Genomic DNA, 22087 nt, shown 5'->3' on the forward strand with positions numbered 1-22087 from the left:
CGGCGACGGCCCCAGGCCTCGGCCGCACCGCCAGGGCTTGGGGCCGCCCACCGCTCACGCGTCGTACAGGTCGGCCTTCTTCGGGGCCGCTTCCTGGACCTGGCCGCTGAGCGCCAGGGAGCGGCTGCCGAAGCGCTCGGTGTCCACGCCGTGGTTCTTCAGCACGCCGATCGCCGCCTCATGGACCACCCGCAGCACGGGGGTGGCGGCGCGCAGCGCGTCGTCCGCCATGAACCGGTGCCGCCAGGGCTTGTCCGCCCAGGCGTGGCGCAGGCCGAACGGCTCGGGCAGGACCAGCTTGCCGCCCAGGTAGTCCAGCAGCGGCGGGTACCAGGTGAGGGGGGCGCGGACGGCCAGCCGCACCACCTCCTTCGCGTCCACCAGCGGCAGCGGGACGGACTTGGTCTCCCAGAACCTGAAGGTCTTGCTGACCGTCTTGGAGGGCGCGGAGGGCTTGGTGGTGAACAGGGGGTGCACCGGCCCCAGCGCATGGCCGGTGACCTCGATCCGCATCGTCTTGTGCAGCAGGGTCACCGTGATCAGCAGCGTGATCACCAACTGGCCGTCCCAGAGGACGAACTGCACGCCCAGGTAGTGCCGGTCGCCGGCGCCGAACTGCTGCTCGTCGCAGATCCGCTGCAGCTCGACGCCCTTTATCTGGAAGCCCTCCTCCTCCGAGGTGCCGCCGCGCTCCACCGACTTGGCCCCCTCGGTGATCGGCGAGACCACCCAGTGGCGCACCGAGGGGGTGGGGAAGCCGCCGGTGTGCAGCGGGCTGCGCTCCAGCAGCCGCAGCTGGTCGTGGATCGCCCGTATCACATCCCAGCTGCGGAAGGGGTCGATCTCCTTGTCCGGGTCGGCCGACACCAGGTCCTCGGCGAGCTGCCAGCTGCCCCAGCGCGTGCCCATGCCGAGTATCCCCTTGGGGCCGGCGTAGAAGACCACGTTGCTGTACTGCTCGGCGGTGAGCTTGTGCAGCGACTTGCGCAGCACCTCGGCCGAGGTCTGGCCGGGGTGGTTCGGCACGGTCTCGGGCACCTTGGCGCCGATCCCGCCGCCCGACAGGAGGCCGCTCCAGGCCTCCCGGAGATTCTTGGCCGTGCGCTCGCTGATCTGCTTGGCCACGTACCACCCGATGAGGGGGGCGACGACCACGCCGCGCAGATAGATGCCCCAGAACCCGTGGAAGGGGAGCTTGATCAGGAAGATGAGGGTCACCACGGCGAGCGCCGCCAGCAGGAGGGTGCCCAGCAGCCCCATCCGCTTGTCCTGGGACCCGGCGATGGTGCGCCGCAGCTGGAAGGCGCCGAGCCACAGCAGCACCCCGGGGAGGAAGAGCACCCCGAAGATCACCATGACGGCGGTGAGCCGGGCGTCCCGGGTCTTGCGGATGCGGTTGGCCGCCAGGCAGTGCTCGACCACCGTCTGCGGCTCCATGCCGAAGGACTGGATCACCTGGCCACGGCCGCCGCCGAGCATCCGCAGCTGCACCGCGCGCGAGAACGCCTCGCCCAGGTTGGGCTCGAACAGAGAGATCTTCGGTGGCTTGACCTCGGAGACCGTCCACTCCGAGTTGGCGTCGAGAAGCTTGGCCACCGGGCTGTCGCGGTAGGCGGCCGAGGCGAGCGCCTGCGTCACCTCGGTCTGGCCTGCCGCGCCGGAGAGCGGGACCTGCGCCCCCGGGCTGAAGTCGAATACGTCCGCCGTCACCAACGCCCCCAATACCGCATGCCGCTTGAGCTGCGACCTCAGCGTATCGGGGGTGTGCGGTCCCTGTCGCCAGGGCGTCGCTTCCCTGTGGACAACCGGCCCCCAGCCGCCGAGAACGGCCCCGGCCGCACCGTCGGCCTGTGGACAGCCGCCCGCCCCAAGCGAGTTGGGGCGGGCGCTCGGCGAAGCCGCCTCAGGCCTCGGCCTGTTCCCGGATCCGGTCGGCCACCTGCGGGGGCATCGGCTCGTGCCGGGCGTAGGAGCGGCTGAACCGCCCCGTGCCGTGCGACAGCGACCTCAGGTCGACCGCGTAGCGGCCGATCTCGATCTCCGGGACCTCCGCCCGGATCAGTGTCTGGCCGCCGCCCGACTGCTCGGTGCCCACGACCCGGCCGCGCCGCCCCGACAGATCGCTCATCACCGCGCCGACGTACTCGTCGGACACCAGCACCGACACCTCGACCACCGGCTCCAGCAGATGGATTCGGGTGTCGGCGGCTGCCTCCCGCAACGCGAGCGCGCCCGCCGTCTGGAACGCGGCGTCGGAGGAGTCCACCGAGTGCGCCTTGCCGTCCAGCAGGGTCACCCGCACATCGACCAGGGGATAGCCCGCGGCCACCCCCCGCGCCGCCTGCGCGCGTACGCCCTTCTCGACGGACGGGATGAACTGCCGGGGCACCGCCCCGCCGACGACCTTGTCCACGAACTCGATGCCGGAGCCCTCGGGCAGCGGCTCCACCTCGATCTCGCAGATCGCGTACTGTCCGTGCCCGCCCGACTGCTTGACGTGCCGCCCGCGCCCGGCGGACCGGGCCCCGAACGTCTCGCGCAGCGACACCTTGTACGGCACCGCGTCCACCTGTACGCCGTACCGGGAGCGCAGCCGCTCCAGTGCGACGTCCATGTGGGCCTCGCCCAGGCACCACAGCACCACCTGGTGGGTGTCCTGGTTCTGCTCCAGGCGCATCGTCGGGTCCTCGGCGACCAGCCGCCCGAGCCCCTGGGAGAGCTTGTCCTCGTCCGCCTTGCTGTGGGCCCGGATCGCGACGGGCAGCAGCGGGTCGGGCATCTGCCAGGTCTCCATGAGCAGCGGCTGGTTCTTGGCCGAGAGGGTGTCCCCGGTCTCGGCGCGGCTCAGCTTGGCGACGCAGGCCAGATCGCCCGCGATGGCCTGGCCCAGCAAGCGCTGCGCCTTGCCGAAGGGCGTGGACAGGGCGCCGACCCGTTCGTCCACGTCGTGGTCCTCATGGCCGCGGTCCTCCAGGCCGTGGCCGGACACATGGACGGTCTCGTCCGGGCGCAGCGTCCCGGAGAAGACCCGCACCAGGGAGATCCGGCCGACATACGGGTCCGAGGAGGTCTTGACGACCTCGGCGGCCAGCGGGCCCTCGGGGTCGCAGGTCAGCCGCGGGCAGGGCTTGCCCTCCGGGGTGGTGACGGCGGGCGCCTCCCGCTCCAGTGGGGTCGGGAAGCCGCCGGTGATCAGCTCGAGCAGCTCGGTGGTGCCCAGGCCCTGCTTCGATCCCTCCGCGGCGGGCGCGGCGGCCAGCACGGGGTGGAAGGAGCCGCGCGCCACGGCCTTCTCCAGGTCCCCGATGAGCGTCTTGACGTCGATCTCCTCGCCGCCGAGATAGCGGTCCATGAGGGTCTCGTCCTCGCTCTCGGAGATGATCCCCTCGATGAGCCGGTTGCGGGCCTCCTCGATCAGCGGCAGCTGGTCGGGCGTGGGCGCCGCCTCGGTCCGTACGCCCGAGGCGTAGTCGTACACCTGCTGTGAGAGCAGGCCGGTCAGCCCCGTCACGGGGGCGTGCCCGGCTGCCCCTGACCCTGCCTGTGGCCCACGCTCGCCGCGCAGCGGGAGATACAGCGGGAGCACCGCGTCGGGGTCGTCGCCGCCGAAGGTCTCCCGGCACAGCTCGGTCATCTCCTCGAAGGAGGCGCGCGCCGCCTCCAGGTGCGTGATGACCAGGGCGCGCGGCATCCCGACCGCCGCGCACTCGTCCCACACCATGCGGGTCGCGCCCGCGATGCCCAGGGCGTCCTGGGACGCCGAGACGATGAAGAGGGCCGCGTCCGCTGCCCGCAGACCGGCCCTCAGCTCCCCGACGAAGTCGGCGTACCCCGGGGTGTCCAGAAGGTTGATCTTCACCCCGTCCCATTCGACGGGGACGAGGGACAGCTGGACCGAGCGCTGCTGCCGGTGCTCGATCTCGTCGTAGTCGGACAGGCATCCGCCGTCCTCGACCCTGCCCGCCCGGTTGATCGCGCCGGTCGCCAGCGCGAGGGCCTCCACCAGCGTCGTCTTGCCGGAGCCGCTGTGGCCGACCAGTACCACGTTCCGTACGGAACTGGGCCGGTCGGCCGTTGCCACCCTGCCGGCGGCCCCTGATTGCGTGCTCGTTTTGTCGCCCATGTCTCGCCTCCAGGTCGACATCTGCGATACTTCGAGCTTTCCACCGAGGTCATGGTGCGTCCATACGTCGCACATCCGGGAGTCGTCGGCCGGTGGCCCGACGCGTGCGCGGCGGCCCCTTGGGGCGTGGCTACGATGGGCCAGCCGGTGGCCCGTCGACCACCCGGCCCGTTTCGACCCCCGGGAAGGTCATGCTGAACAAGTACGCGCGTGCATTCTTCACGCGTGTTCTCACCCCGTTCGCCGCCCTGCTCATTCGCCTGGGGGTCAGCCCCGACGCGGTGACCCTCGCCGGCACGGGCGGTGTGGTCGCGGGTGCCCTGGTCTTCTACCCGCGGGGGGAGTTCTTCTGGGGCACGGTCGTCATCACCCTCTTCGTCTTCTCGGACCTGGTCGACGGCAATATGGCGCGGCAGCTCGGGCGCTCCAGCCGCTGGGGGGCGTTCCTCGACTCCACGCTGGACCGGGTCGCCGACGGCGCGATCTTCGGCGGTCTGGCGCTGTGGTACGCCGGGCGCGGGGACGACAATGCGCTGTGCGCGGTGACGATCTTCTGCCTGGCCAGCGGTCAGGTGGTCTCGTACACGAAGGCCAGGGGCGAGAGCATCGGCCTGCCGGTCAAGGTCAACGGGCTCGTCGAGCGCGCCGAGCGGCTGGTGATCTCGCTGGTGGCCTGCGGCTTCTCCGGGCTGCACAAGTTCGGCGTGCCGCATATCGACATCCTGCTGCCGATCGCGCTGTGGATCGTGGCCGTCGGCAGCGCGGTGACCTTGATCCAGCGCGTGGTGACGGTGCGCCGTGAGGCCGCCGAGGCGGACGCGGCGGACCGGACGGTGGTCCAGGGAGGCGAGACGCGGTGAGCGAGAAGCTGACCGACGCGCTGTACGGGCTCGGCTGGAGCACGGTCAAGAAGCTCCCCGAACCCGTCGCGACGGCGCTCGGGCAGCGCATCGCCGATGTGGCGTGGAAGCGGCGCGGCAAGGGCGTGCTGCGCCTGGAGGCCAATCTCGCCCGTGTCGTCCCGGACGCCTCTCCGCAGCGCCTGGCCGAGCTGTCCCGGGCCGGGATGCGCTCGTATCTGCGCTACTGGATGGAGTCCTTCCGGCTGCCGGCCTGGAGCGAGCAGCGCGTCCGCGGCGGCTTCGACCCCGAGGGCCTGCACAACCTGGTGGACGGCCTGGCGAGCGGCCGCGGGGTGGTGCTGGCGCTGCCGCACATGGCCAACTGGGACCTGGCCGGGGCGTGGGTCACCACCAAGCTGGGCGTGCCGTTCACCACGGTCGCCGAGCGGCTCAAGCCCGAGTCGTTGTACGACCGCTTCGTGGCCTATCGGGAGGGCCTGGGCATGGAAGTGCTGCCGCACACCGGCGGCAGCGCCTTCGGGACGCTGGCGCGGCGGCTGCGGGAGGGCGGTCTGGTGTGCCTGGTCGCCGACCGGGACCTGTCGGCGTCGGGCGTCGAGGTGGAGTTCTTCGGTGATTCGGCCAAGATGCCCGCCGGGCCCGCCATACTGGCGGCAAGGACGGGCGCGCTGCTGCTGCCGGTCACCCTCTGGTACGACGCGTCCCCGGTCATGCGGGGGCGGGTGCATCCGCCGATAGAGGTCCCCTCGATGGGCAGCAGCGCGGAGCAGGCCGCGGCCATGACGCAGGAGCTCGCCGACGTGTTCGCCTCCGGGATCGCCGAGCATCCGCAGGACTGGCACATGCTGCAGCGGTTGTGGCTGGCGGATCTCGAGCCCCGGCCCAAAGGCGCTTCGGGTGCCGATGACAGCTCCGGAACGGAGAAGCTGTGAGGATCGGGATCGTCTGCCCGTACTCCTGGGACGTCCCCGGCGGCGTCCAATTCCACATCCGCGACCTGGCCGACCACCTCATCCGGCTGGGACACGGGGTGTCGGTGCTGGCCCCGGCGGACGACGACACGCCGCTGCCGCCGTACGTGGTCTCCGCCGGGCGTGCCGTACCGGTGCCGTACAACGGCTCGGTCGCGCGGCTCAATTTCGGCTTCCTGTCGGCGGCGCGGGTGCGGCGCTGGCTGCACGACGGCGCGTTCGACGTGATCCACATCCATGAGCCGGCCTCGCCCTCGCTCGGCCTGCTCGCCTGCTGGGCGGCCCAGGGCCCCATCGTCGCGACCTTTCACACCTCGAACCCGCGTTCCCGGGCGATGATCGCGGCGTATCCGATCCTGCAGCCCGCGCTGGAGAAGATCAGCGCCCGGATCGCGGTGAGCGAGTACGCGCGGCGGACGCTGGTCGAGCACCTGGGCGGGGACGCGGTGGTCATCCCCAACGGCGTCGATGTGGGCTTCTTCGCCGACGCCGAGCCCAAGAGCGAGTGGCAGGGAGAGACGATCGGGTTCATGGGCCGCATCGACGAGCCCCGGAAGGGCCTGCCGGTCCTGATGCGGGCCCTCCCGAAGATCCTCGCCGCCCGGCCCCGGACAAGGCTGCTGGTCGCCGGGCGCGGTGACGAGAAGGAGGCCGTGGCCACGCTGCCGGAGCAGATGCGCGGCCGGGTGGAGTTCCTCGGCATGGTGAGCGACGAGGACAAGGCGCGGCTGCTGCGCAGCGTGGATGTGTACGTCGCGCCGAACACGGGCGGGGAGAGCTTCGGCATCATCCTCGTCGAGGCCCTGTCGGCGGGCGCCGCCGTCCTGGCCAGCGACCTGGACGCGTTCGCGCAGGTGCTGGACGGGGGAGCGGCGGGGGAGCTGTTCGCGAACGAGGACTCGGACGCGCTGGCCGAGGCCGCGGTCCGGCTGCTGGGCGACCCGGAGCGGCGCGCGGAGCTGCGGGAGCGGGGCAGTCGGCATGTGCGCCGCTTCGACTGGGAGACGGTCGGGGCGGACATTCTGGCGGTGTACGAGACGGTGACGGACGGGGCGGCGTCGGTGGCCGCCGATGAGCGCCTGGGGCTGTGGGCTCGCCTGGGGCTGGCCAAGGACTAGTGCCCGGGCGAACCTTGGCTGTCGCGGCACGGGGGGGTGTCCGCCGCCGGGTGGGCGGGGGCTTGCGTCGTAGGCGGTAGCCTGGCGCGGCGTGACCACTTTGATCTGGATCGTGGCCGTACTGGTCCTCGTCGCCGTCTATCTGAGCTGGACCGCGGGGCGGCTGGACCGGCTGCACAGCCGGCTGGACGCGGCGCGGGCGGCGCTCGACGCGCAGCTGCTGCGCCGGGCCTCGGTCGCGCAGGAGCTGGCCACCGCCGGGGTGCTGGATCCCGCGTCCTCGATCGTGCTGTACCAGGCCGCGCACGCGGCGCGGCAGGCGGAGGAAGAGCAGCGCGAGGTCGCCGAGAGCGAGCTGAGCCAGGCGCTGCGCGCGGTGTTCGCGGAGAGTGCGCAGGCCGAGGCGGTGCAGGAGGCGCCGGGGGGTGAGGCGGCGCTGGGCGAGCTGACGGAGGCCGTGCGGCGGGTGCCGATGGCCCGGCGGTTCCACAACGACGCGGTCCGCGCGGCGCGGGCGCTGCGCCGGCACCGCAAGGTGCGCTGGTTCCGGCTCGCGGGCCATGCGCCCTTCCCGATGGCCTTCGAAATGGACGACGAGCCTCCGGCGGCCATGGCGGCCCGGGTGGGCTGAAGCCACCGGCCCGCGATTGGCCCTTGCCCGGGGAGCACTCGGGCGGCTTTTGTCTATCGAACGGCCCTACGATGGGGTCATCGCATTATTCATCATCGAGTGAGGTCAAACGTGTCCATCACGCCCGCCAGCACGCCCCAGACCCCTGAGACCGGCACCGCGCGCGTCAAGCGCGGCATGGCCGAGCAGCTCAAGGGCGGCGTGATCATGGACGTCGTCACGCCCGAGGAAGCGAAGATCGCTGAGGATGCGGGCGCCGTCGCGGTCATGGCCCTCGAGCGCGTTCCGGCCGACATCCGCAAGGACGGCGGCGTGGCCCGCATGTCCGACCCGGACATGATCGAGGGGATCATCAACGCGGTCTCCATCCCGGTGATGGCCAAGTCCCGGATCGGGCACTTCGTCGAGGCGCAGGTGCTGCAGGCCCTCGGCGTGGACTACATCGACGAGTCCGAGGTCCTCACCCCCGCCGACGAGGTCAACCACAGCGACAAGTGGTCCTTCACCACGCCCTTCGTCTGTGGCGCCACCAACCTGGGCGAGGCGCTGCGCCGCATCGCCGAGGGTGCGGCGATGATCCGTTCGAAGGGTGAGGCCGGCACCGGCAACGTCGTCGAGGCGGTCCGCCACCTGCGCCAGATCAAGGGCGAGATCGCCCGCCTGAAGGGCCTGGACAACCACGAGCTGTACGCCGCGGCCAAGGAGCTGCGCGCCCCGTACGAGCTGGTCAAGGAGGTCGCCGAGCTCGGCAAGCTGCCGGTCGTGCTGTTCTCCGCCGGTGGCGTGGCCACCCCGGCCGACGCCGCGCTGATGCGCCAGCTCGGCGCCGAGGGCGTCTTCGTGGGCTCCGGCATCTTCAAGTCCGGCGACCCGGCCAAGCGCGCCGCCGCGATCGTGAAGGCCACCACCTTCTACGACGACCCCAAGGTCATCGCGGAAGTCTCCCGCAACCTGGGCGAGGCCATGGTCGGCATCAACTGCGACACCCTGCCCGAGGGCGAGCGCTACGCCAACCGCGGCTGGTAACGGACCGGCTGGTAACGAACCGACTGCTTGCCGGTGGGCGACCCGTGCGGGTCGTCCACCTCCGTCTCGCTCCATCCCGAGAGGTTCCATGTCCATCGGAGTGCTCGCCCTGCAGGGCGATGTCCGCGAACACCTCGCCGCGCTCGCCGCGGCCGGCGCCGAGGCCCGGCCGGTCCGCCGGGCCGAGGAGCTCGCCGAGGCCCAAGGCCTGGTGATCCCCGGCGGGGAGTCCACCACCATGTCCAAGCTCGCCGTCGTCTTCGGGATGCTGGAGCCGCTGCGCGAGAGGGTGCGCGCCGGGATGCCGGTGTACGGCACCTGTGCGGGCATGATCATGGTCGCGGACAAGATCCTCGACGGCCGGGAGGACCAGGAGACCTTCGGCGGCATCGACATGACCGTGCGCCGCAACGCCTTCGGCCGTCAGAACGAGTCCTTCGAGGCCGCGGTCGACGTCGCGGGCATCGAGGGCGGACCGGTCGAAGGCGTCTTCATCCGGGCGCCGTGGGTGGAGTCCGTGGGCGCCGGCGTCGAGGTGCTCGCGACGTATGGGGACCACGCCGTCGCCGTGCGGCAGGGGAACGTCCTCGCGACGTCGTTCCACCCCGAACTGACCGGCGACCACCGGGTGCACGCGCTTTTCGTGGAAATGGTGCGGTCCGCTGGCTGACGCCGTCCCGGTAGGATCTCAGGCGTTCGTACAGCAATGGGTTAAGCGAAGGAGACAGGCGGATGTCCGGCCACTCTAAATGGGCTACGACGAAGCACAAGAAGGCCGTGATCGACGCCAAGCGCGGCAAGCTCTTCGCCAAGCTCATCAAGAACATCGAGGTCGCGGCCCGCACCGGCGGCGCCGACCCCGACGGCAACCCCACCCTCTTCGACGCCATCCAGAAGGCGAAGAAGCAGTCCGTGCCGAACAAGAACATCGACAGCGCGGTCAAGCGCGGCGCTGGTCTCGAGGCGGGTGGCGCCGACTACGAGACGATCATGTACGAGGGCTACGGGCCGAACGGCGTCGCGGTGCTCATCGAGTGTCTGACCGACAACCGCAACCGCGCCGCCTCCGACGTGCGCGTCGCCATGACGCGCAACGGCGGGTCCATGGCGGACCCCGGTTCGGTCTCGTACCTGTTCAACCGCAAGGGCGTGGTGATCGTCCCCAAGGGCGAGCTGTCCGAGGACGACGTGCTGGGCGCGGTGCTGGACGCGGGCGCCGAGGAGGTCAACGACCTCGGCGAGTCCTTCGAGGTGATCAGCGAGGCCACCGACCTGGTCGCGGTCCGTACCGCGCTCCAGAAGGAGGGCATCGACTACGACTCGGCCGAGGCCAACTTCGTGCCCACCATGCAGGTCCAGCTGGAGGAGGAGGCGGCGCGGAAGATCTTCAAGCTGATCGACGCGCTGGAGGACAGCGACGACGTGCAGAACGTCTTCGCCAACTTCGACGTCTCCGACGAGGTCATGGCCAAGGTGGACGCCTGAGGCAACACCAGCGGCGCACGGGCCGGCGGGGACACACACCCCACCGGCCCGTCGCTGTCAGTGGCTCCGGATACGCTTCCCAGCAGGTGATCGAAAGCGGCGATGGGGAGGGGCGCGGTGCGGGTGCTGGGCGTGGACCCGGGGCTGACCCGGTGCGGCGTCGGCGTGGTCGACGGGGTCGCGGGCCGGCCGTTGCGCATGCTCGGGGTGGGTGTCGTACGGACTCCGGCGGACGCCTCGATCGGCGACCGCCTCGTATCGATCGAGCGCGGCCTGGAGGAGTGGCTGGAGGCGCACCGGCCTGAAGTCGTGGCGGTGGAGCGGGTGTTCAGCCAGCACAATGTGCGCACCGTCATGGGCACCGCCCAGGCGAGCGCGGTCGCGATGCTCTGCGCCGCCCGCCGTGGGCTGCCGGTCGCGCTGCACACGCCCAGCGAGGTCAAGGCGGCCGTGACCGGATCCGGGCGCGCCGACAAGGCGCAGGTCGGCTCGATGGTCACCCGGCTGCTGCGGCTCGATGCCCCACCGAAACCCGCCGACGCCGCCGACGCGCTGGCGCTCGCCATCTGCCACATCTGGCGGGCGCCCGCGATGAACCGGCTCCAGCAGGCCGTCGCCGCCCACCGCACCACGAAAGGCCGTATTTCATGATCGCGTTCGTCTCCGGCCCGGTCGCGGCCGTCGGCCCGGACATCGCCGTTGTCGAGGTCGGCGGGGTCGGCATGGCCGTCCAGTGCACTCCGAACACGCTGTCCGGGCTGCGCGTCGGCCAGCCGGCCCGGCTGGCCACCTCCCTCGTGGTCCGTGAGGACTCGCTCACCCTCTACGGCTTCGCGGACGACGACGAGCGCCAGGTCTTCGAGCTGCTGCAGACCGCCAGCGGAGTCGGCCCCCGGCTCGCCCAGGCCATGCTGGCCGTCCACTCGCCCGACGCGCTGCGGCTCGCCGTCGCCACCGGCGACGAGAAGGCGCTGACCGCCGTCCCCGGGATCGGCAAGAAGGGTGCGCAGCGCCTGCTGCTCGAGCTGAAGGACCGGCTCGGCGAGCCGGTGGGCCGCCCCGCCGCGGCGGCGGCCGCCGCCGCGGGCTGGAGCGACCAGCTCCACGCTGCCCTCGTCGGCCTCGGATACGCGCCGAGGGAGGCCGAGGACGCGGTCGCGGCCGTTGCCCCGCAGGCCGAGGCCGCCGTGGCCGCGGGCGGCAGCCCGCAGGTGGCGCAGCTGCTGCGGGCCGCCCTGCAGACCCTGAACCGGGCCCGCTGACCGCGGGCCTCCCTGCAGACAACTGACCCGGGCCCGGCGACCGCCCGGTGCGCCCGGCCGCACTGCCCGATACGACATCGCGAGGCGAGACTTCCGTGAACTGGGACGAGACCGCACCGGCCACCGCCGACGATGCCCGCACCGGTCGGCTGGTGGGCGCCGACGCCGACGGCGAGGACCAGGCGGTCGAGGCCGCGCTGCGCCCCAAGGACCTGGGCGAATTCGTCGGCCAGGAGCGGGTCCGCGAGCAGCTGGACCTGGTCCTGAAGGCGGCCCGGCAGCGCGGTGGGACGGCCGACCACGTGCTGCTGTCCGGCGCGCCCGGCCTCGGCAAGACCACCCTGTCGATGATCATCGCCGCAGAGATGGGCGCCCCCATCCGGATCACCTCAGGACCCGCCATCCAGCACGCCGGCGACCTCGCCGCGATCCTGTCCTCGCTCACCGAGGGGGAGGTGCTCTTCCTCGACGAGATCCATCGCATGTCGCGGCCCGCCGAGGAGATGCTGTACATGGCGATGGAGGACTTCCGCGTCGACGTGATCGTCGGCAAGGGCCCCGGCGCCACCGCCATCCCCCTGGAGCTGCCGCCCTTCACCCTGGTCGGCGCCACCACCAGGGCCGGGCTGCTGCCGCCCCCGCTGCGCGACCGCTTCGGCTTCACCGGCCACATGGAGTTCTACGCCCCGGCCGAGCTGGAGCGCGTCATCCACCGCTCCGCCGGGCTCCTGGACCTCGCCATCGAGCCCGAGGGCGCGGGCGAGATCGCCGGACGCTCCCGCGGCACCCCGCGCATCGCCAACCGCCTGCTGCGCCGGGTGCGCGACTATGCCCAGGTCAAGGCGGACGGCGTGATCACCCGCGAGATCGCCCACCGCGCCCTGGACGTGTACGACGTGGACGGCCGCGGCCTGGACCGGCTGGACCGGGCGGTGCTGACCGCCCTGCTCAAGCTGTTCGGCGGTGGCCCGGTGGGCCTGTCGACGCTGGCGGTCGCCGTGGGGGAGGAGCGGGAGACGGTCGAGGAGGTCGCCGAGCCCTTCCTGGTGCGCGAGGGCCTGCTGGCCCGTACGCCCAGGGGCCGGGTGGCCACGCCCGCGGCCTGGACCCATCTGGGGCTGACCCCGCCGCAGCAGGGCGGTGGGGCCCAGCAGGGGCTCTTCGAGGGCTGAGGCGGGCTGATAGCCGATTATGGCCGGGTCAGGAACCCACATGCCGTGCCGGGCGTTGTTCCATAGGCGCGGGCTCGCTTAGACTCCGCCGATGCCGTTCGTATGCCGTCCGTGCCAGGTGCGGCATGACCACCCCATAGTCCAGGCCGCGTCCCCGCGGTCATGTGAAGGAATTTCCGTCCCGTGTATATGACTCTCCTGCCGTTTATCGTGCTCATCGGGGCCATGTTCCTGATGACCCGGTCGGCCAAGAACAAGCAGCGCCAGGCCGCGAACATGCGTGACCAGATGGGGCCGGGCTCCGGTGTGCGGACCATCGGCGGTATGTACGCCACGGTCAAGGAGGTCCACGACGACGCCGTCCTCCTCGAGGTCGCTCCCGGCGTGCACGCCTTCTACGCGAAGAACGCGGTGGGAGCCGTCCTCGACGACGCCGAGTACAACCGGATCGTGCACGGGATCGACCCCGACGCAGCCGACGACGACACTCCTGTCGTCCCCGACGACGCCTCCTCGCTCACCGAAGCCGAGGCCGAGGACGAGACGGCCGACGTCGACACCGACGCTGACGTCGAGGCGGCGGACGAGGACAAGAAGACCGACCTCAGCAAGCCGTCGGCCGTGGCCGACGCGCCGAAGGAGGACAAGCGGGACGGCGAAGCCGACGCCAAGTAGTGCCGCTCCGGGAACCGCGGCGCGCCACCGCTCGGCGCGCCGCGGTTCCCGGACGGTCTAGGCTCCGGCGGGGGTTCGTCCCACAAGACTTCGTGGCCGCCCGGCGCACACCCGATGCCGGGCGGTTGGACAGGGAGATTACGAGAAGGTGGCAGCACCGAAGAAGGGCCGCAGGTCCTCCGGGTCACAGGGCAGGCCCGGGCGCGCCCTGGTCGCGATCCTGGTCGCCATCGTGGCGCTCACCGCGGGGATGTTCATCTCCGGTCACACCAAGCCACGGCTGGGCATCGATCTGGCGGGCGGCACCAGCTTCACGCTGGAGGCCAAGAACCAACCGGGCAAGCCCGACGCGATCAACTCGGACAACATGAACACCGCCGTCAACATCATCGAGCGGCGGGTCAACGGTCTGGGTGTGTCCGAGGCCGAGGTCCAGACGCAGGGCGACAAGCACATCATCGTGAACATCCCCAAGGGGATGGACGCGAAACAGGCCCGTACGCAGGTCGGCACCACCGCCCAGCTCTACTTCCGCCCCGTGGTGACCTACACCGACGGCAAGAAGACCGAGCCCACCACCAGCCCCACGCCGACCGCGACCGGCACGGGCAAGAACGACAAGGGCAAGGCGTCGTCCACCCCGACTGCCACGGGCACCCCGACTGCCACGTCCACTCCGACCGCCACGGGCACCCCGAGCGCTTCCAGTGCCTCCAGCGGCAGCCAGGGGCGGGCCGTCTCGGAGGGCCTGAAGGCCGACAAGACGCCGAGCGCCTCGCAGAGCCCGAGCGCCTCCAAGAGCCCCAAGGCGACGGAGACCCCCAAGGGCGACTCCGCCAAGGCCGACGATCTGAGCAAGCAGCTCGCGGACCTGGTGTGCACCACCCCGGCAGACCGGGCGAAGGCCCGGGAGAAGGCCGCGGGCGCCAAGCCGAGCGACTCCATCGTCGCCTGTGACCGGGACGGCTCGCGCAAGTTCATCCTCGGCCCGTCCCAGGTGGAGGGCACCGACGTCAAGGACGCCTCGTCCGTCTACGAGAGCCAGAGCGGCCAGGGCTGGATCGTCCAGCTGAACTTCACCAACAAGGGCGGTAAGAAGTTCGCCGATGTGACCGGCAAGCTGGCCACCCAGCAGCCGCCGCAGAACCAGTTCGCGATCGTGCTGGACGGCGAGGTCTACTCCGACCCCAAGGTCGACGAGTCCATCGTTGGCGGCCGGGCCACCATCTCGGGCCCCGACTTCGACCAGAAGAACACCGCGGACCTGGCCAACGTGCTGTCGTACGGTGCGCTGCCGCTGTCCTTCGACATCGCGGACGAGACCACCGTCTCCGCCGCGCTCGGCGGCGAGCAGCTGCAGGCCGGTCTGATCGCCGGTGCCATCGGCCTCGCGCTCGTGGTGATCTACCTGGTCGTCTACTACCGGGGTCTGGCGCTGGTCGCCATCGCCAGCCTCGCGGTCTCCGCCGCCCTGACGTACACGATCATGGTGCTGCTCGGCCCGGGCATCGGCTTCGCGCTGAACCTGCCGGCCGTCTGTGGCGCGATCGTCGCGATCGGCATCACGGCCGACTCCTTCATCGTGTACTTCGAGCGCATAAGGGACGAGATTCGCGAGGGCCGCTCGCTGCGCCCGTCCGTCGAGCGCGGCTGGCCGCGTGCCCGGCGCACCATCCTGGTGTCCGACTTCGTGTCCTTCCTCGCGGCCGCGGTGCTCTACATCGTGACGGTCGGCAAGGTGCAGGGCTTCGCCTTCACCCTGGGCCTGACCACGCTGCTGGACGTGGTGGTGGTGTTCCTGTTCACCAAGCCGCTGATGACGATCCTCGCCCGGCGCAAGTTCTTCGCGAGCGGTCACCCGTGGTCCGGCCTGGATCCGCAGCGCCTGGGCGCCAGGCCACCGCTGCGCCGCGGCCGTGGCACCACCGCCCCCGCCCCCGCCGACCCGAAGGAGGCGTGAGATGTCGCGACTCGGCACTCTCGGCGCCAGGCTCTACCGAGGCGAGGTCGGCTACGACTTCGTCGGCAAGCGGAAGATCTGGTACGGCATCTCGATACTGATCACCATCACGGCGATCGTGGGCCTGGCGGTGCGCGGGCTCAACCTGGGCATCGAGTTCTCCGGCGGAGCGGTCTTCGAGACCCCCAAGACCAGTGTGTCGGCCTCCGACGCGCGCCATGTGGCGGAGTCGGCGGCGGGCGGTCACACCGCGGTCGTCCAGGAGCTCGGCCGCGGTGGTCTGCGGATCCAGATCAGCGAGCTGGGCACCAAGGAGGCCCTGCCGGTCCAGGAGAAGCTCGCCAAGGAGCTGGACGTCAAGACCAGCGAAATCGAAACCCAGCTGGTCGGCCCCAGCTGGGGCGAGGAGATCGCCGGCAAGGCCTGGCAGGGGCTGGCGATCTTCATGGTCCTGGTGGTGATCTATCTCGCCATCGCCTTCGAATGGCGCATGGCGCTCGCCGCCCTGATCGCGCTGATCCACGACCTCACCATCACGGTCGGCGTGTACGCGCTGGTCGGCTTCGAGGTCACCCCGGGCACCGTGATCGGTCTGCTGACGATCCTCGGTTACTCGCTCTATGACACCGTCGTCGTCTTCGACGGTCTCAAGGAAGCGTCGAAGGACCTCACCAAGCAGACCCGCTTCACCTACGGCGAGGTCGCCAACCGCAGCCTCAACTCGACCCTGGTGCGCTCCATCAACACCACGGTCGTGGCGCTGCTGCCGGTCGGCGCGCTCCTGTTCATCGGTGGCGGGGCGCTGGGCGCGGGCATGCTCAACGACATCTCGCTGGCCCTGTTCGTCGGCCTCGCGGCCGGTGCGTACTCCTCGATCTTCATCGCCACCCCGCTGGTGGCCGACCTCAAGGAGCGCGACCCGCAGATGAAGGCCCTGGCCAAGCGGGTGCGCGCCAAGCGCGCCTCCACCGCGGCCAAGTCCGGGTCCGAGTCCGAGGTCGAGCAGAAGCCGCAGGACGCCACCCCGCCGCCCGCCGAGGAGGGCGACTCGCCCACCCCCGCGGCGGCGGGCGCGGGCCAGCGCCGCCAGCCGGCCTCGCGCAGCCGGGGCCGCGGCCGCCCGTCGGGGAAGCGCCGATGAGCGCCGGGACGACCGACCCCGCGCTCGGCGGCCTCGACGGCGAGGAACTGCGCGGGCTGCTGCTCAGCCGGATCCTGGATGTGCCGGACTACCCGAAGCCGGGAGTGATGTTCAAGGACATCACCCCGCTGCTCGCCGACGCCGCCGCCTTCGGCGCGCTGACCCACGCGCTCGCCGAACTCTGCGCCAAGCACGGCGCCACCAAGGTCGTGGGCCTGGAAGCGCGCGGCTTCATCCTGGCCGCCCCGGCCGCCGTGCGCGCCGGGATCGGCTTCGTCCCCGTGCGCAAGGCGGGCAAGCTCCCCGGGGCGACCCTGGGCCAGGCATACGAGCTGGAGTACGGCACGGCGGAGATCGAGATCCACGTCGACGCGCTGGAGCCCGGAGACCGGGTCCTGGTGATCGACGACGTGCTCGCCACGGGCGGCACCGCCGAGGCGTCGCTGCGGCTCATCCGCCGTGCGGGCGCCGAGGTCGCCGGGGTCGCGGTGCTGCTGGAGCTCGGCTTCCTCGACGGCCGTGGCCGCCTCCTCCCCACGCTCGACAGCGCGCCCCTGGAGGCCCTGATCACGATCTGAGCCGAGACGTCACGTCCCGAGGCACCACGTAAGGGTGGGGAGCCGGATTTTCTCCGGCTCCCCACCCTTACGCGTGCCGCACCGCAGGGGCTCCATGGCCGGGAGGCACGTGGAGTGGCGGGATCGATACCATGGCATCCTGGCCTCTTTGAGGCCCGGACCGCCTGAGGAGTGCCCTTGCCAGACGAGGCCCAGCCGCTCTCCGCCGCGCAACCGGCAGAGCCGACCGCCGTCACCAAGTCCACGGCGGCCCCTGACGTGCCCAAGAACAGCGGCGAGGCGCCCCCTCGGCCGGAGCCTTCCGCGCCGCGGTCCCCGGCGGAGCGTACGAGCAGCTCACGGCCGCCCGCACCGGCCCCCCGCCCGCTGCAGAGCCCCACCCCCAGGGCAGGCTCCTCCAACCGGGTCCGCGCCCGTCTCGCCCGCCTCGGCGTGCAGCGCTCCAGCCCGTACAACCCGGTTCTGGAGCCGCTGCTGCGCATCGTGCGCGGCAACGATCCCAAGGCCGACGCCTCGACCCTGCGCCAGATCGAGCGTGCGTACCAGGTCGCCGAGCGCTGGCACCGCGGCCAGAAGCGCAAGAGCGGCGATCCGTACATCACCCATCCGCTCGCGGTGACCACGATCCTGGCCGAGTTGGGTATGGATCCGGCCACCTTGATGGCCGGTCTGCTGCATGACACCGTCGAGGACACTGAATACGGCCTGGACACCCTGCGCCGCGACTTCGGCGACCAGGTGGCCCTGCTCGTGGACGGCGTCACCAAGCTGGACAAGGTCAAGTTCGGCGAGGCGGCGCAGGCCGAGACCGTGCGCAAGATGGTCGTCGCCATGGCCAAGGACCCGCGCGTCCTGGTCATCAAGCTCGCCGACCGGCTGCACAACATGCGCACCATGCGCTACCTCAAGCGGGAGAAGCAGGAGAAGAAGGCCCGCGAGACGCTGGAGATCTACGCCCCGCTCGCCCACCGCCTGGGCATGAACACGATCAAGTGGGAGCTGGAGGACCTCGCCTTCGCGATCCTCTACCCCAAGATGTACGACGAGATCGTGCGGCTGGTCGCCGAGCGGGCCCCCAAGCGGGACGAATACCTCGCTGTCGTCACCGACCAGGTCCAGGGCGACCTGCGCGCGGCCCGGATCAAGGCGACGGTGACCGGCCGCCCGAAGCACTACTACTCGGTCTACCAGAAGATGATCGTGCGGGGCCGTGACTTCGCCGAGATCTACGACCTGGTGGGCATCCGGGTGCTCGTCGACACCGTCCGCGACTGCTACGCGGCGCTCGGGACCATCCACGCGCGGTGGAACCCGGTGCCCGGGCGGTTCAAGGACTACATCGCGATGCCCAAGTTCAACATGTACCAGTCGCTGCACACGACGGTCATCGGGCCCAGCGGCAAGCCGGTCGAGCTGCAGATCCGCACCTTCGACATGCACCGCCGGGCCGAGTACGGCATCGCCGCGCACTGGAAGTACAAGCAGGAGGCCGTCGCGGGCGCCTCCAAGGTGCGTACCGACGTGCCCCGCAAGCCCGGCAAGGACGACGCCATCAACGACATGGCGTGGCTGCGGCAGCTGCTGGACTGGCAGAAGGAGACCGAGGACCCGGGCGAGTTCCTGGAGTCGCTGCGCTTCGACCTGTCCCGTAACGAGGTCTTCGTCTTCACGCCCAAGGGCGATGTCATAGCGCTGCCGGCCGGGGCCACCCCGGTGGACTTCGCGTACGCCGTGCACACCGAGGTCGGCCACCGCACCATAGGGGCCCGGGTCAACGGGCGGCTCGTGCCGCTCGAGTCGACGCTGGACAACGGCGACCTGGTGGAGGTCTTCACCTCCAAGGCGCCCGGGGCCGGTCCGTCCCGGGACTGGCTGGGCTTCGTCAAGTCCCCGCGCGCCCGCAACAAGATCCGCGCCTGGTTCTCCAAGGAGCGCCGCGACGAGGCCATCGAGCAGGGCAAGGACGCCATCGTGCGGGCCATGCGCAAGCAGAACCTGCCCATTCAGCGGATCCTGACGGGCGACTCGCTGGTCACCCTGGCCCACGAGATGCGCTACCCCGACATCTCCTCGCTGTACGCGGCCATCGGCGAGGGCCATGTCTCCGCGCAGAGCGTCGTCGGCAAGCTGGTGCAGGCCCTCGGCGGCGAGGAGGCGGCCAACGAGGACATCGCCGAGACCGCTCCGCCGATCCGCGGCCGCGGCAAGCGCCGGGCCAGCGCCGACCCGGGCGTCGTGGTCAAGGGCGTCGAGGACGTATGGGTCAAGCTGGCCCGCTGCTGTACGCCCGTCCCCGGCGACCCCATCATCGGCTTCGTCACCCGCGGCAGCGGCGTCTCCGTCCACCGCGCCGACTGCGTCAACGTCGACTCGCTCGCCCAGCAGCCGGAGCGGATGCTCGACGTCGAGTGGGCGCCCACTCAGTCCTCCGTCTTCCTGGTCGCCATCCAGGTCGAGGCCCTGGACCGGTCCCGGCTGCTGTCCGATGTCACCCGCGTGCTGTCCGACCAGCACGTCAACATCCTGTCCGCCGCCGTGCAGACCTCCCGCGACCGGGTGGCCACCTCGCGCTTCACCTTCGAGATGGGCGACCCCAAGCACCTGGGCCATGTCCTGAAGGCCGTACGGGGCGTCGAGGGCGTCTACGACGTGTACCGGGTGACCTCGGCGCGCCAGCGCTGAGATCACACGGCAGCGGCCCCCGACGCCTCGCGCCGGGGGCCGCTGCCGTCTGTGGCACACTCAGCCGCCGAACTCCTCCAGGCCCTTGAGCGCCTGGTCCAGCAGCGCCTGCCGGCCCTCCAGCTCCTTGGCCAGCTTGTCGGCCTTGGCGTTGTTGCCGGCCGCGCGCGCGGCGTCGATCTGCCCGCGCAGCTTGTCCACGGCGTCCTGGAGCTGGCCGGTCAGCCCCTGAGCGCGCGCCCGCGCCTCGGGGTTGGTGCGCCGCCACTCGGTCTCCTCGGCTTCCTGAAGGGCGCGCTCCACCGCGTGCAGCCGGCCCTCGATCCGCGCCCGGGCGTCCCGCGGGACATGGCCGATGGCCTCCCACCGCTCGTTGACCGTGCGGAAGGCCGCGCGCGCCGACTTCAGATCGGAGATCGGAAGCAGCTTCTCCGCCTCGACGACCAGCTCTTCCTTGCGGGTCAGATTCTCCCGCTGCTCGGCGTCCCGCTCGGCGAACACCTGGCTGCGCGCTTGGAAGAAGACGTCCTGCGCCCCGCGGAACCGGTTCCACAGGTCGTCCTCGGCCTCGCGCTGGGCGCGGCCCGCCGCCTTCCACTCCGCCATCAGCTCCCGGTACCGGGCGGCGGTCGGACCCCAGTCCGCGGAGTCGGACAGCGACTCGGCCTCGGCGACCAGCTTCTCCTTGGTCTGTCGGGCCGTCTCGCGCTGCGCGTCCAGCGCCGCGAAGTGCGCCTTGCGCCGCTTGGAGAACGCCGAGCGGGCGTGCGAGAAGCGGTGCCACAGCTCGTCGTCGGTGCGGCGGTCCAGGCGCGGCAGGCCCTTCCAGGTGTCGACCAGCGCGCGCAGCCGCTCTCCGGCGGCCCGCCACTGCTCGCTGGCGGCCAGCTCCTCGGCCTCGGTGACCAGCGCCTCCTTGGCCTGGCGGGCCTCGTCGGCCTGGACCGCCTTGGCCGCGCGGCGCTCCTCCCGGCGCGCCTCGACATTGCTCGTGAGCTTGTCGAGCCGCTTCCTGAGCGTGTCCAGGTCGCCGACCACATGGTGCTCGTCGACCTGATGGCGGATGTGGTCGATGGCCGCCGTGGCGTCCTTGGCCGACAGGTCCGTGGTCTGCACCCGGCGCTCGAGGAGCTCGATCTCGACGACCAGGCCGTCGTACTTGCGCTCGAAGTAGGCGAGGGCCTCTTCAGGAGATCCCGCCTGCCACGATCCGACGACCTGCTCGCCGTCGGCCGTACGCACGTACACGGTCCCCGCCTCGTCGACGCGGCCCCAAGGCTCGCTGCTCACAGCGCCTCCTCCACATGATGCCGGGGCGGGCGCGCGGCCCGCCGGCATCGTCCACAGTTTCTTCCGGCCGGGATCCACCCTGACCGGTCTCGCAGCGGGGTGCGCCGGCTGCGGCAGACACCCTGCACAACGCCAACATAGGCGAACGGTGGCCCGGCTGTCCGTATCCTGCGCGACCGAAATTTCGCAGTACGCACGCCGGCGGCGGTCAGGACTTGCCGACCGTCGCCTTGTTGATCACCACGGTGGCGTTCGGAGCGGTGTTCCCGGTCTGCGGGTCCGGCGCCTGCGCGCCCCCGTCGGCGATCTTCTTGAGGACCTGCATGCTGTCCTTGTCGAGAGTCCCGAAGGGGGTGTAGTACGGCGGGAGCTCGCTGTCCTTGTAGACCAGGAAGAACTGGCTGCCGCCGCTGTTCTTGCCCTTCTTGGTCGTGGGGTCGTACTGGTTGGCCATCGCGACCGTGCCGGCCGGGTACTTGTTCCCCTTGATGCTGGAGTCCTTCAGGTTCTCGTCCGGGATGGTGTAGCCCGGGCCGCCCATGCCGTTGCCCATCGGGTCACCGCACTGCAGGACGAAGATCCCCTGGGTCGTCAGCCGGTGACACTTGGTGTGGTCGAAGTAGCCCTTCCCGGCCAGGAAACTGAAGGAGTTCACGGTGTGCGGGGCCTTGGCCGCGTCCATGGTGACAGTCATGTCACCGCAGGTGGTCTCCAGCTTCATGGCGTACGAAGCCGACTTGTCGATGGTGACCGCCGGCTCCTTCTTCCAGGTCATGGTCTTCGGCTTCTTGTTCCCGGCCTCCTTGGCCCCCTTGGCGCACGGGTCCGGCGCCTTGGTCGTGGGGGTGGGGGTGGGCGTGGGCATCGTGGGGGTGGTGGCCTTGTCGGCCTTGTCGGACTTCTTGTCGTCGCCGCCGGACAGCGCGCTGACGGCGGTCACCACCCCGCCCGCCGCCAGGACCACGGCCAGCGTGGACGCGATCACCACATAGCGCCGGCGCTGCTTTTGCCGGGCACTCTCCCGGCGATGCTGCTGCCGAAGGTACTTCTCCCGTGCGAGCTGCCGCCGACGCTGCTCGTTACTGACCACCGGGTCGTCTCCCTCATGCC

19 protein-coding genes are annotated in these 22087 nt (G+C 71.1%); 15 read left to right on the top strand and 4 right to left on the bottom strand.

Annotation, left to right across the window (positions count from 1 at the left end; genetic code table 11):
- Positions 1 to 54: 54 nt before the first annotated feature.
- Entirely contained in the window at positions 55 to 1710 is a 1656-nt protein-coding gene (locus PV419_RS23660; RefSeq protein ID WP_319691963.1) for a hypothetical protein, read from the bottom strand.
- A gap of 193 nt (positions 1711 to 1903) precedes the next feature.
- Entirely contained in the window at positions 1904 to 4123 is a 2220-nt protein-coding gene (locus PV419_RS23665) for an elongation factor G-like protein EF-G2 (RefSeq protein WP_319691964.1), read from the bottom strand.
- 191 nt (positions 4124 to 4314) lie between these two features.
- Between PV419_RS23665 and pgsA the strand changes: the two genes are divergently transcribed.
- The 15 genes from pgsA (at position 4315) to PV419_RS23740 (ending at position 19687) form a co-directional block, all read left to right on the top strand.
- Positions 4315 to 4983 (top strand): phosphatidylinositol phosphate synthase, encoded by a 669-nt coding sequence (gene pgsA, locus PV419_RS23670; RefSeq protein ID WP_319691966.1) that lies wholly within the window; start codon positions 4315 to 4317, stop codon positions 4981 to 4983.
- Positions 4980 to 5918, top strand: a complete 939-nt coding sequence (locus PV419_RS23675) for a phosphatidylinositol mannoside acyltransferase (RefSeq protein WP_319691968.1) — start codon at positions 4980 to 4982, stop codon at positions 5916 to 5918. Before pgsA ends, PV419_RS23675 begins: the two co-directional genes overlap by 4 nt.
- On the top strand, positions 5915 to 7075 hold the full coding sequence (locus PV419_RS23680) for a glycosyltransferase family 4 protein (protein WP_319691969.1): 1161 nt from the start codon (positions 5915 to 5917) through the stop codon (positions 7073 to 7075). Before PV419_RS23675 ends, PV419_RS23680 begins: the two co-directional genes overlap by 4 nt.
- Positions 7076 to 7166: 91 nt before the next feature.
- Positions 7167 to 7706: a hypothetical protein gene (locus tag PV419_RS23685; RefSeq protein ID WP_319691971.1), complete on the top strand. Its 540-nt coding sequence runs from the start codon at positions 7167 to 7169 to the stop codon at positions 7704 to 7706.
- Positions 7707 to 7817: 111 nt separating this feature from the next.
- Entirely contained in the window at positions 7818 to 8732 is a 915-nt protein-coding gene (gene pdxS / locus PV419_RS23690) for a pyridoxal 5'-phosphate synthase lyase subunit PdxS (RefSeq protein WP_319691973.1), read from the top strand.
- Positions 8733 to 8820: 88 nt separating this feature from the next.
- Complete coding sequence (gene pdxT / locus PV419_RS23695) at positions 8821 to 9402, top strand: pyridoxal 5'-phosphate synthase glutaminase subunit PdxT (protein ID WP_319691975.1); 582 nt, start codon at positions 8821 to 8823, stop codon at positions 9400 to 9402.
- Positions 9403 to 9464: 62 nt separating this feature from the next.
- Positions 9465 to 10217 (top strand): YebC/PmpR family DNA-binding transcriptional regulator, encoded by a 753-nt coding sequence (locus tag PV419_RS23700; protein ID WP_319691977.1) that lies wholly within the window; start codon positions 9465 to 9467, stop codon positions 10215 to 10217.
- A 117-nt stretch (positions 10218 to 10334) separates the two neighbouring features.
- Positions 10335 to 10868, top strand: a complete 534-nt coding sequence (gene ruvC, locus PV419_RS23705) for a crossover junction endodeoxyribonuclease RuvC (RefSeq protein ID WP_319692174.1) — start codon at positions 10335 to 10337, stop codon at positions 10866 to 10868.
- Positions 10865 to 11479: a Holliday junction branch migration protein RuvA gene (gene ruvA / locus PV419_RS23710; RefSeq protein ID WP_319691979.1), complete on the top strand. Its 615-nt coding sequence runs from the start codon at positions 10865 to 10867 to the stop codon at positions 11477 to 11479. The genes ruvC and ruvA overlap by 4 nt, the downstream gene beginning before the upstream one ends.
- Positions 11480 to 11574: 95 nt before the next feature.
- Positions 11575 to 12651 carry a Holliday junction branch migration DNA helicase RuvB gene (ruvB, locus tag PV419_RS23715; RefSeq protein ID WP_319691981.1) on the top strand — a complete coding sequence of 359 codons (1077 nt, stop codon included), beginning with the start codon at positions 11575 to 11577 and terminating at the stop codon, positions 12649 to 12651.
- Positions 12652 to 12840: 189 nt separating this feature from the next.
- The gene (gene yajC / locus PV419_RS23720; protein ID WP_319692176.1) at positions 12841 to 13326 is read left to right on the top strand and encodes a preprotein translocase subunit YajC; all 486 of its coding nucleotides are present in this window, start codon (positions 12841 to 12843) and stop codon (positions 13324 to 13326) included.
- Between the two features lie 148 nt (positions 13327 to 13474).
- Positions 13475 to 15286: a protein translocase subunit SecD gene (gene secD / locus PV419_RS23725; protein WP_319691982.1), complete on the top strand. Its 1812-nt coding sequence runs from the start codon at positions 13475 to 13477 to the stop codon at positions 15284 to 15286.
- Between the two features lies 1 nt (position 15287).
- Complete coding sequence (gene secF, locus PV419_RS23730) at positions 15288 to 16427, top strand: protein translocase subunit SecF (RefSeq protein ID WP_319691983.1); 1140 nt, start codon at positions 15288 to 15290, stop codon at positions 16425 to 16427.
- Positions 16424 to 17005 (top strand): adenine phosphoribosyltransferase, encoded by a 582-nt coding sequence (locus PV419_RS23735; protein ID WP_319691984.1) that lies wholly within the window; start codon positions 16424 to 16426, stop codon positions 17003 to 17005. The genes secF and PV419_RS23735 overlap by 4 nt, the downstream gene beginning before the upstream one ends.
- A gap of 177 nt (positions 17006 to 17182) precedes the next feature.
- Positions 17183 to 19687, top strand: a complete 2505-nt coding sequence (locus PV419_RS23740) for a bifunctional (p)ppGpp synthetase/guanosine-3',5'-bis(diphosphate) 3'-pyrophosphohydrolase (protein WP_319691986.1) — start codon at positions 17183 to 17185, stop codon at positions 19685 to 19687.
- Positions 19688 to 19747: 60 nt separating this feature from the next.
- Here PV419_RS23740 and PV419_RS23745 read toward each other — a convergent pair whose 3' ends face one another.
- Both PV419_RS23745 and PV419_RS23750 read right to left on the bottom strand, forming a co-directional pair.
- Positions 19748 to 20977: a DUF349 domain-containing protein gene (locus PV419_RS23745; protein ID WP_319691988.1), complete on the bottom strand. Its 1230-nt coding sequence runs from the start codon at positions 20975 to 20977 to the stop codon at positions 19748 to 19750.
- Between the two features lie 208 nt (positions 20978 to 21185).
- On the bottom strand, positions 21186 to 22067 hold the full coding sequence (locus PV419_RS23750; RefSeq protein WP_319691990.1) for a peptidylprolyl isomerase: 882 nt from the start codon (positions 22065 to 22067) through the stop codon (positions 21186 to 21188).
- Between the last annotated feature and the right edge of the window lie 20 nt (positions 22068 to 22087).

The sequence above is a fragment of the Streptomyces sp. ME19-01-6 genome (assembly GCF_033793745.1).
Lineage (GTDB): Bacteria > Actinomycetota > Actinomycetes > Streptomycetales > Streptomycetaceae > Streptomyces.

Bases quoted from the DNA above. Each gene is read 5' to 3' on its own strand.
- PV419_RS23700 (WP_319691977.1), top strand. From the start codon at position 9,465: ATGTCCGGCCACTCTAAATGGGCTACGACGAAGCACAAGAAGGCCGTG.
- pgsA (WP_319691966.1), top strand. From the start codon at position 4,315: ATGCTGAACAAGTACGCGCGTGCATTCTTCACGCGTGTTCTCACCCCG.
- yajC (WP_319692176.1), top strand. From the start codon at position 12,841: ATGACTCTCCTGCCGTTTATCGTGCTCATCGGGGCCATGTTCCTGATG.
- PV419_RS23735 (WP_319691984.1), top strand. From the start codon at position 16,424: ATGAGCGCCGGGACGACCGACCCCGCGCTCGGCGGCCTCGACGGCGAG.
- PV419_RS23665 (WP_319691964.1), bottom strand. From the start codon at position 4,123: ATGGGCGACAAAACGAGCACGCAATCAGGGGCCGCCGGCAGGGTGGCA.
- pdxT (WP_319691975.1), top strand. From the start codon at position 8,821: ATGTCCATCGGAGTGCTCGCCCTGCAGGGCGATGTCCGCGAACACCTC.
- ruvA (WP_319691979.1), top strand. From the start codon at position 10,865: ATGATCGCGTTCGTCTCCGGCCCGGTCGCGGCCGTCGGCCCGGACATC.
- secF (WP_319691983.1), top strand. From the start codon at position 15,288: ATGTCGCGACTCGGCACTCTCGGCGCCAGGCTCTACCGAGGCGAGGTC.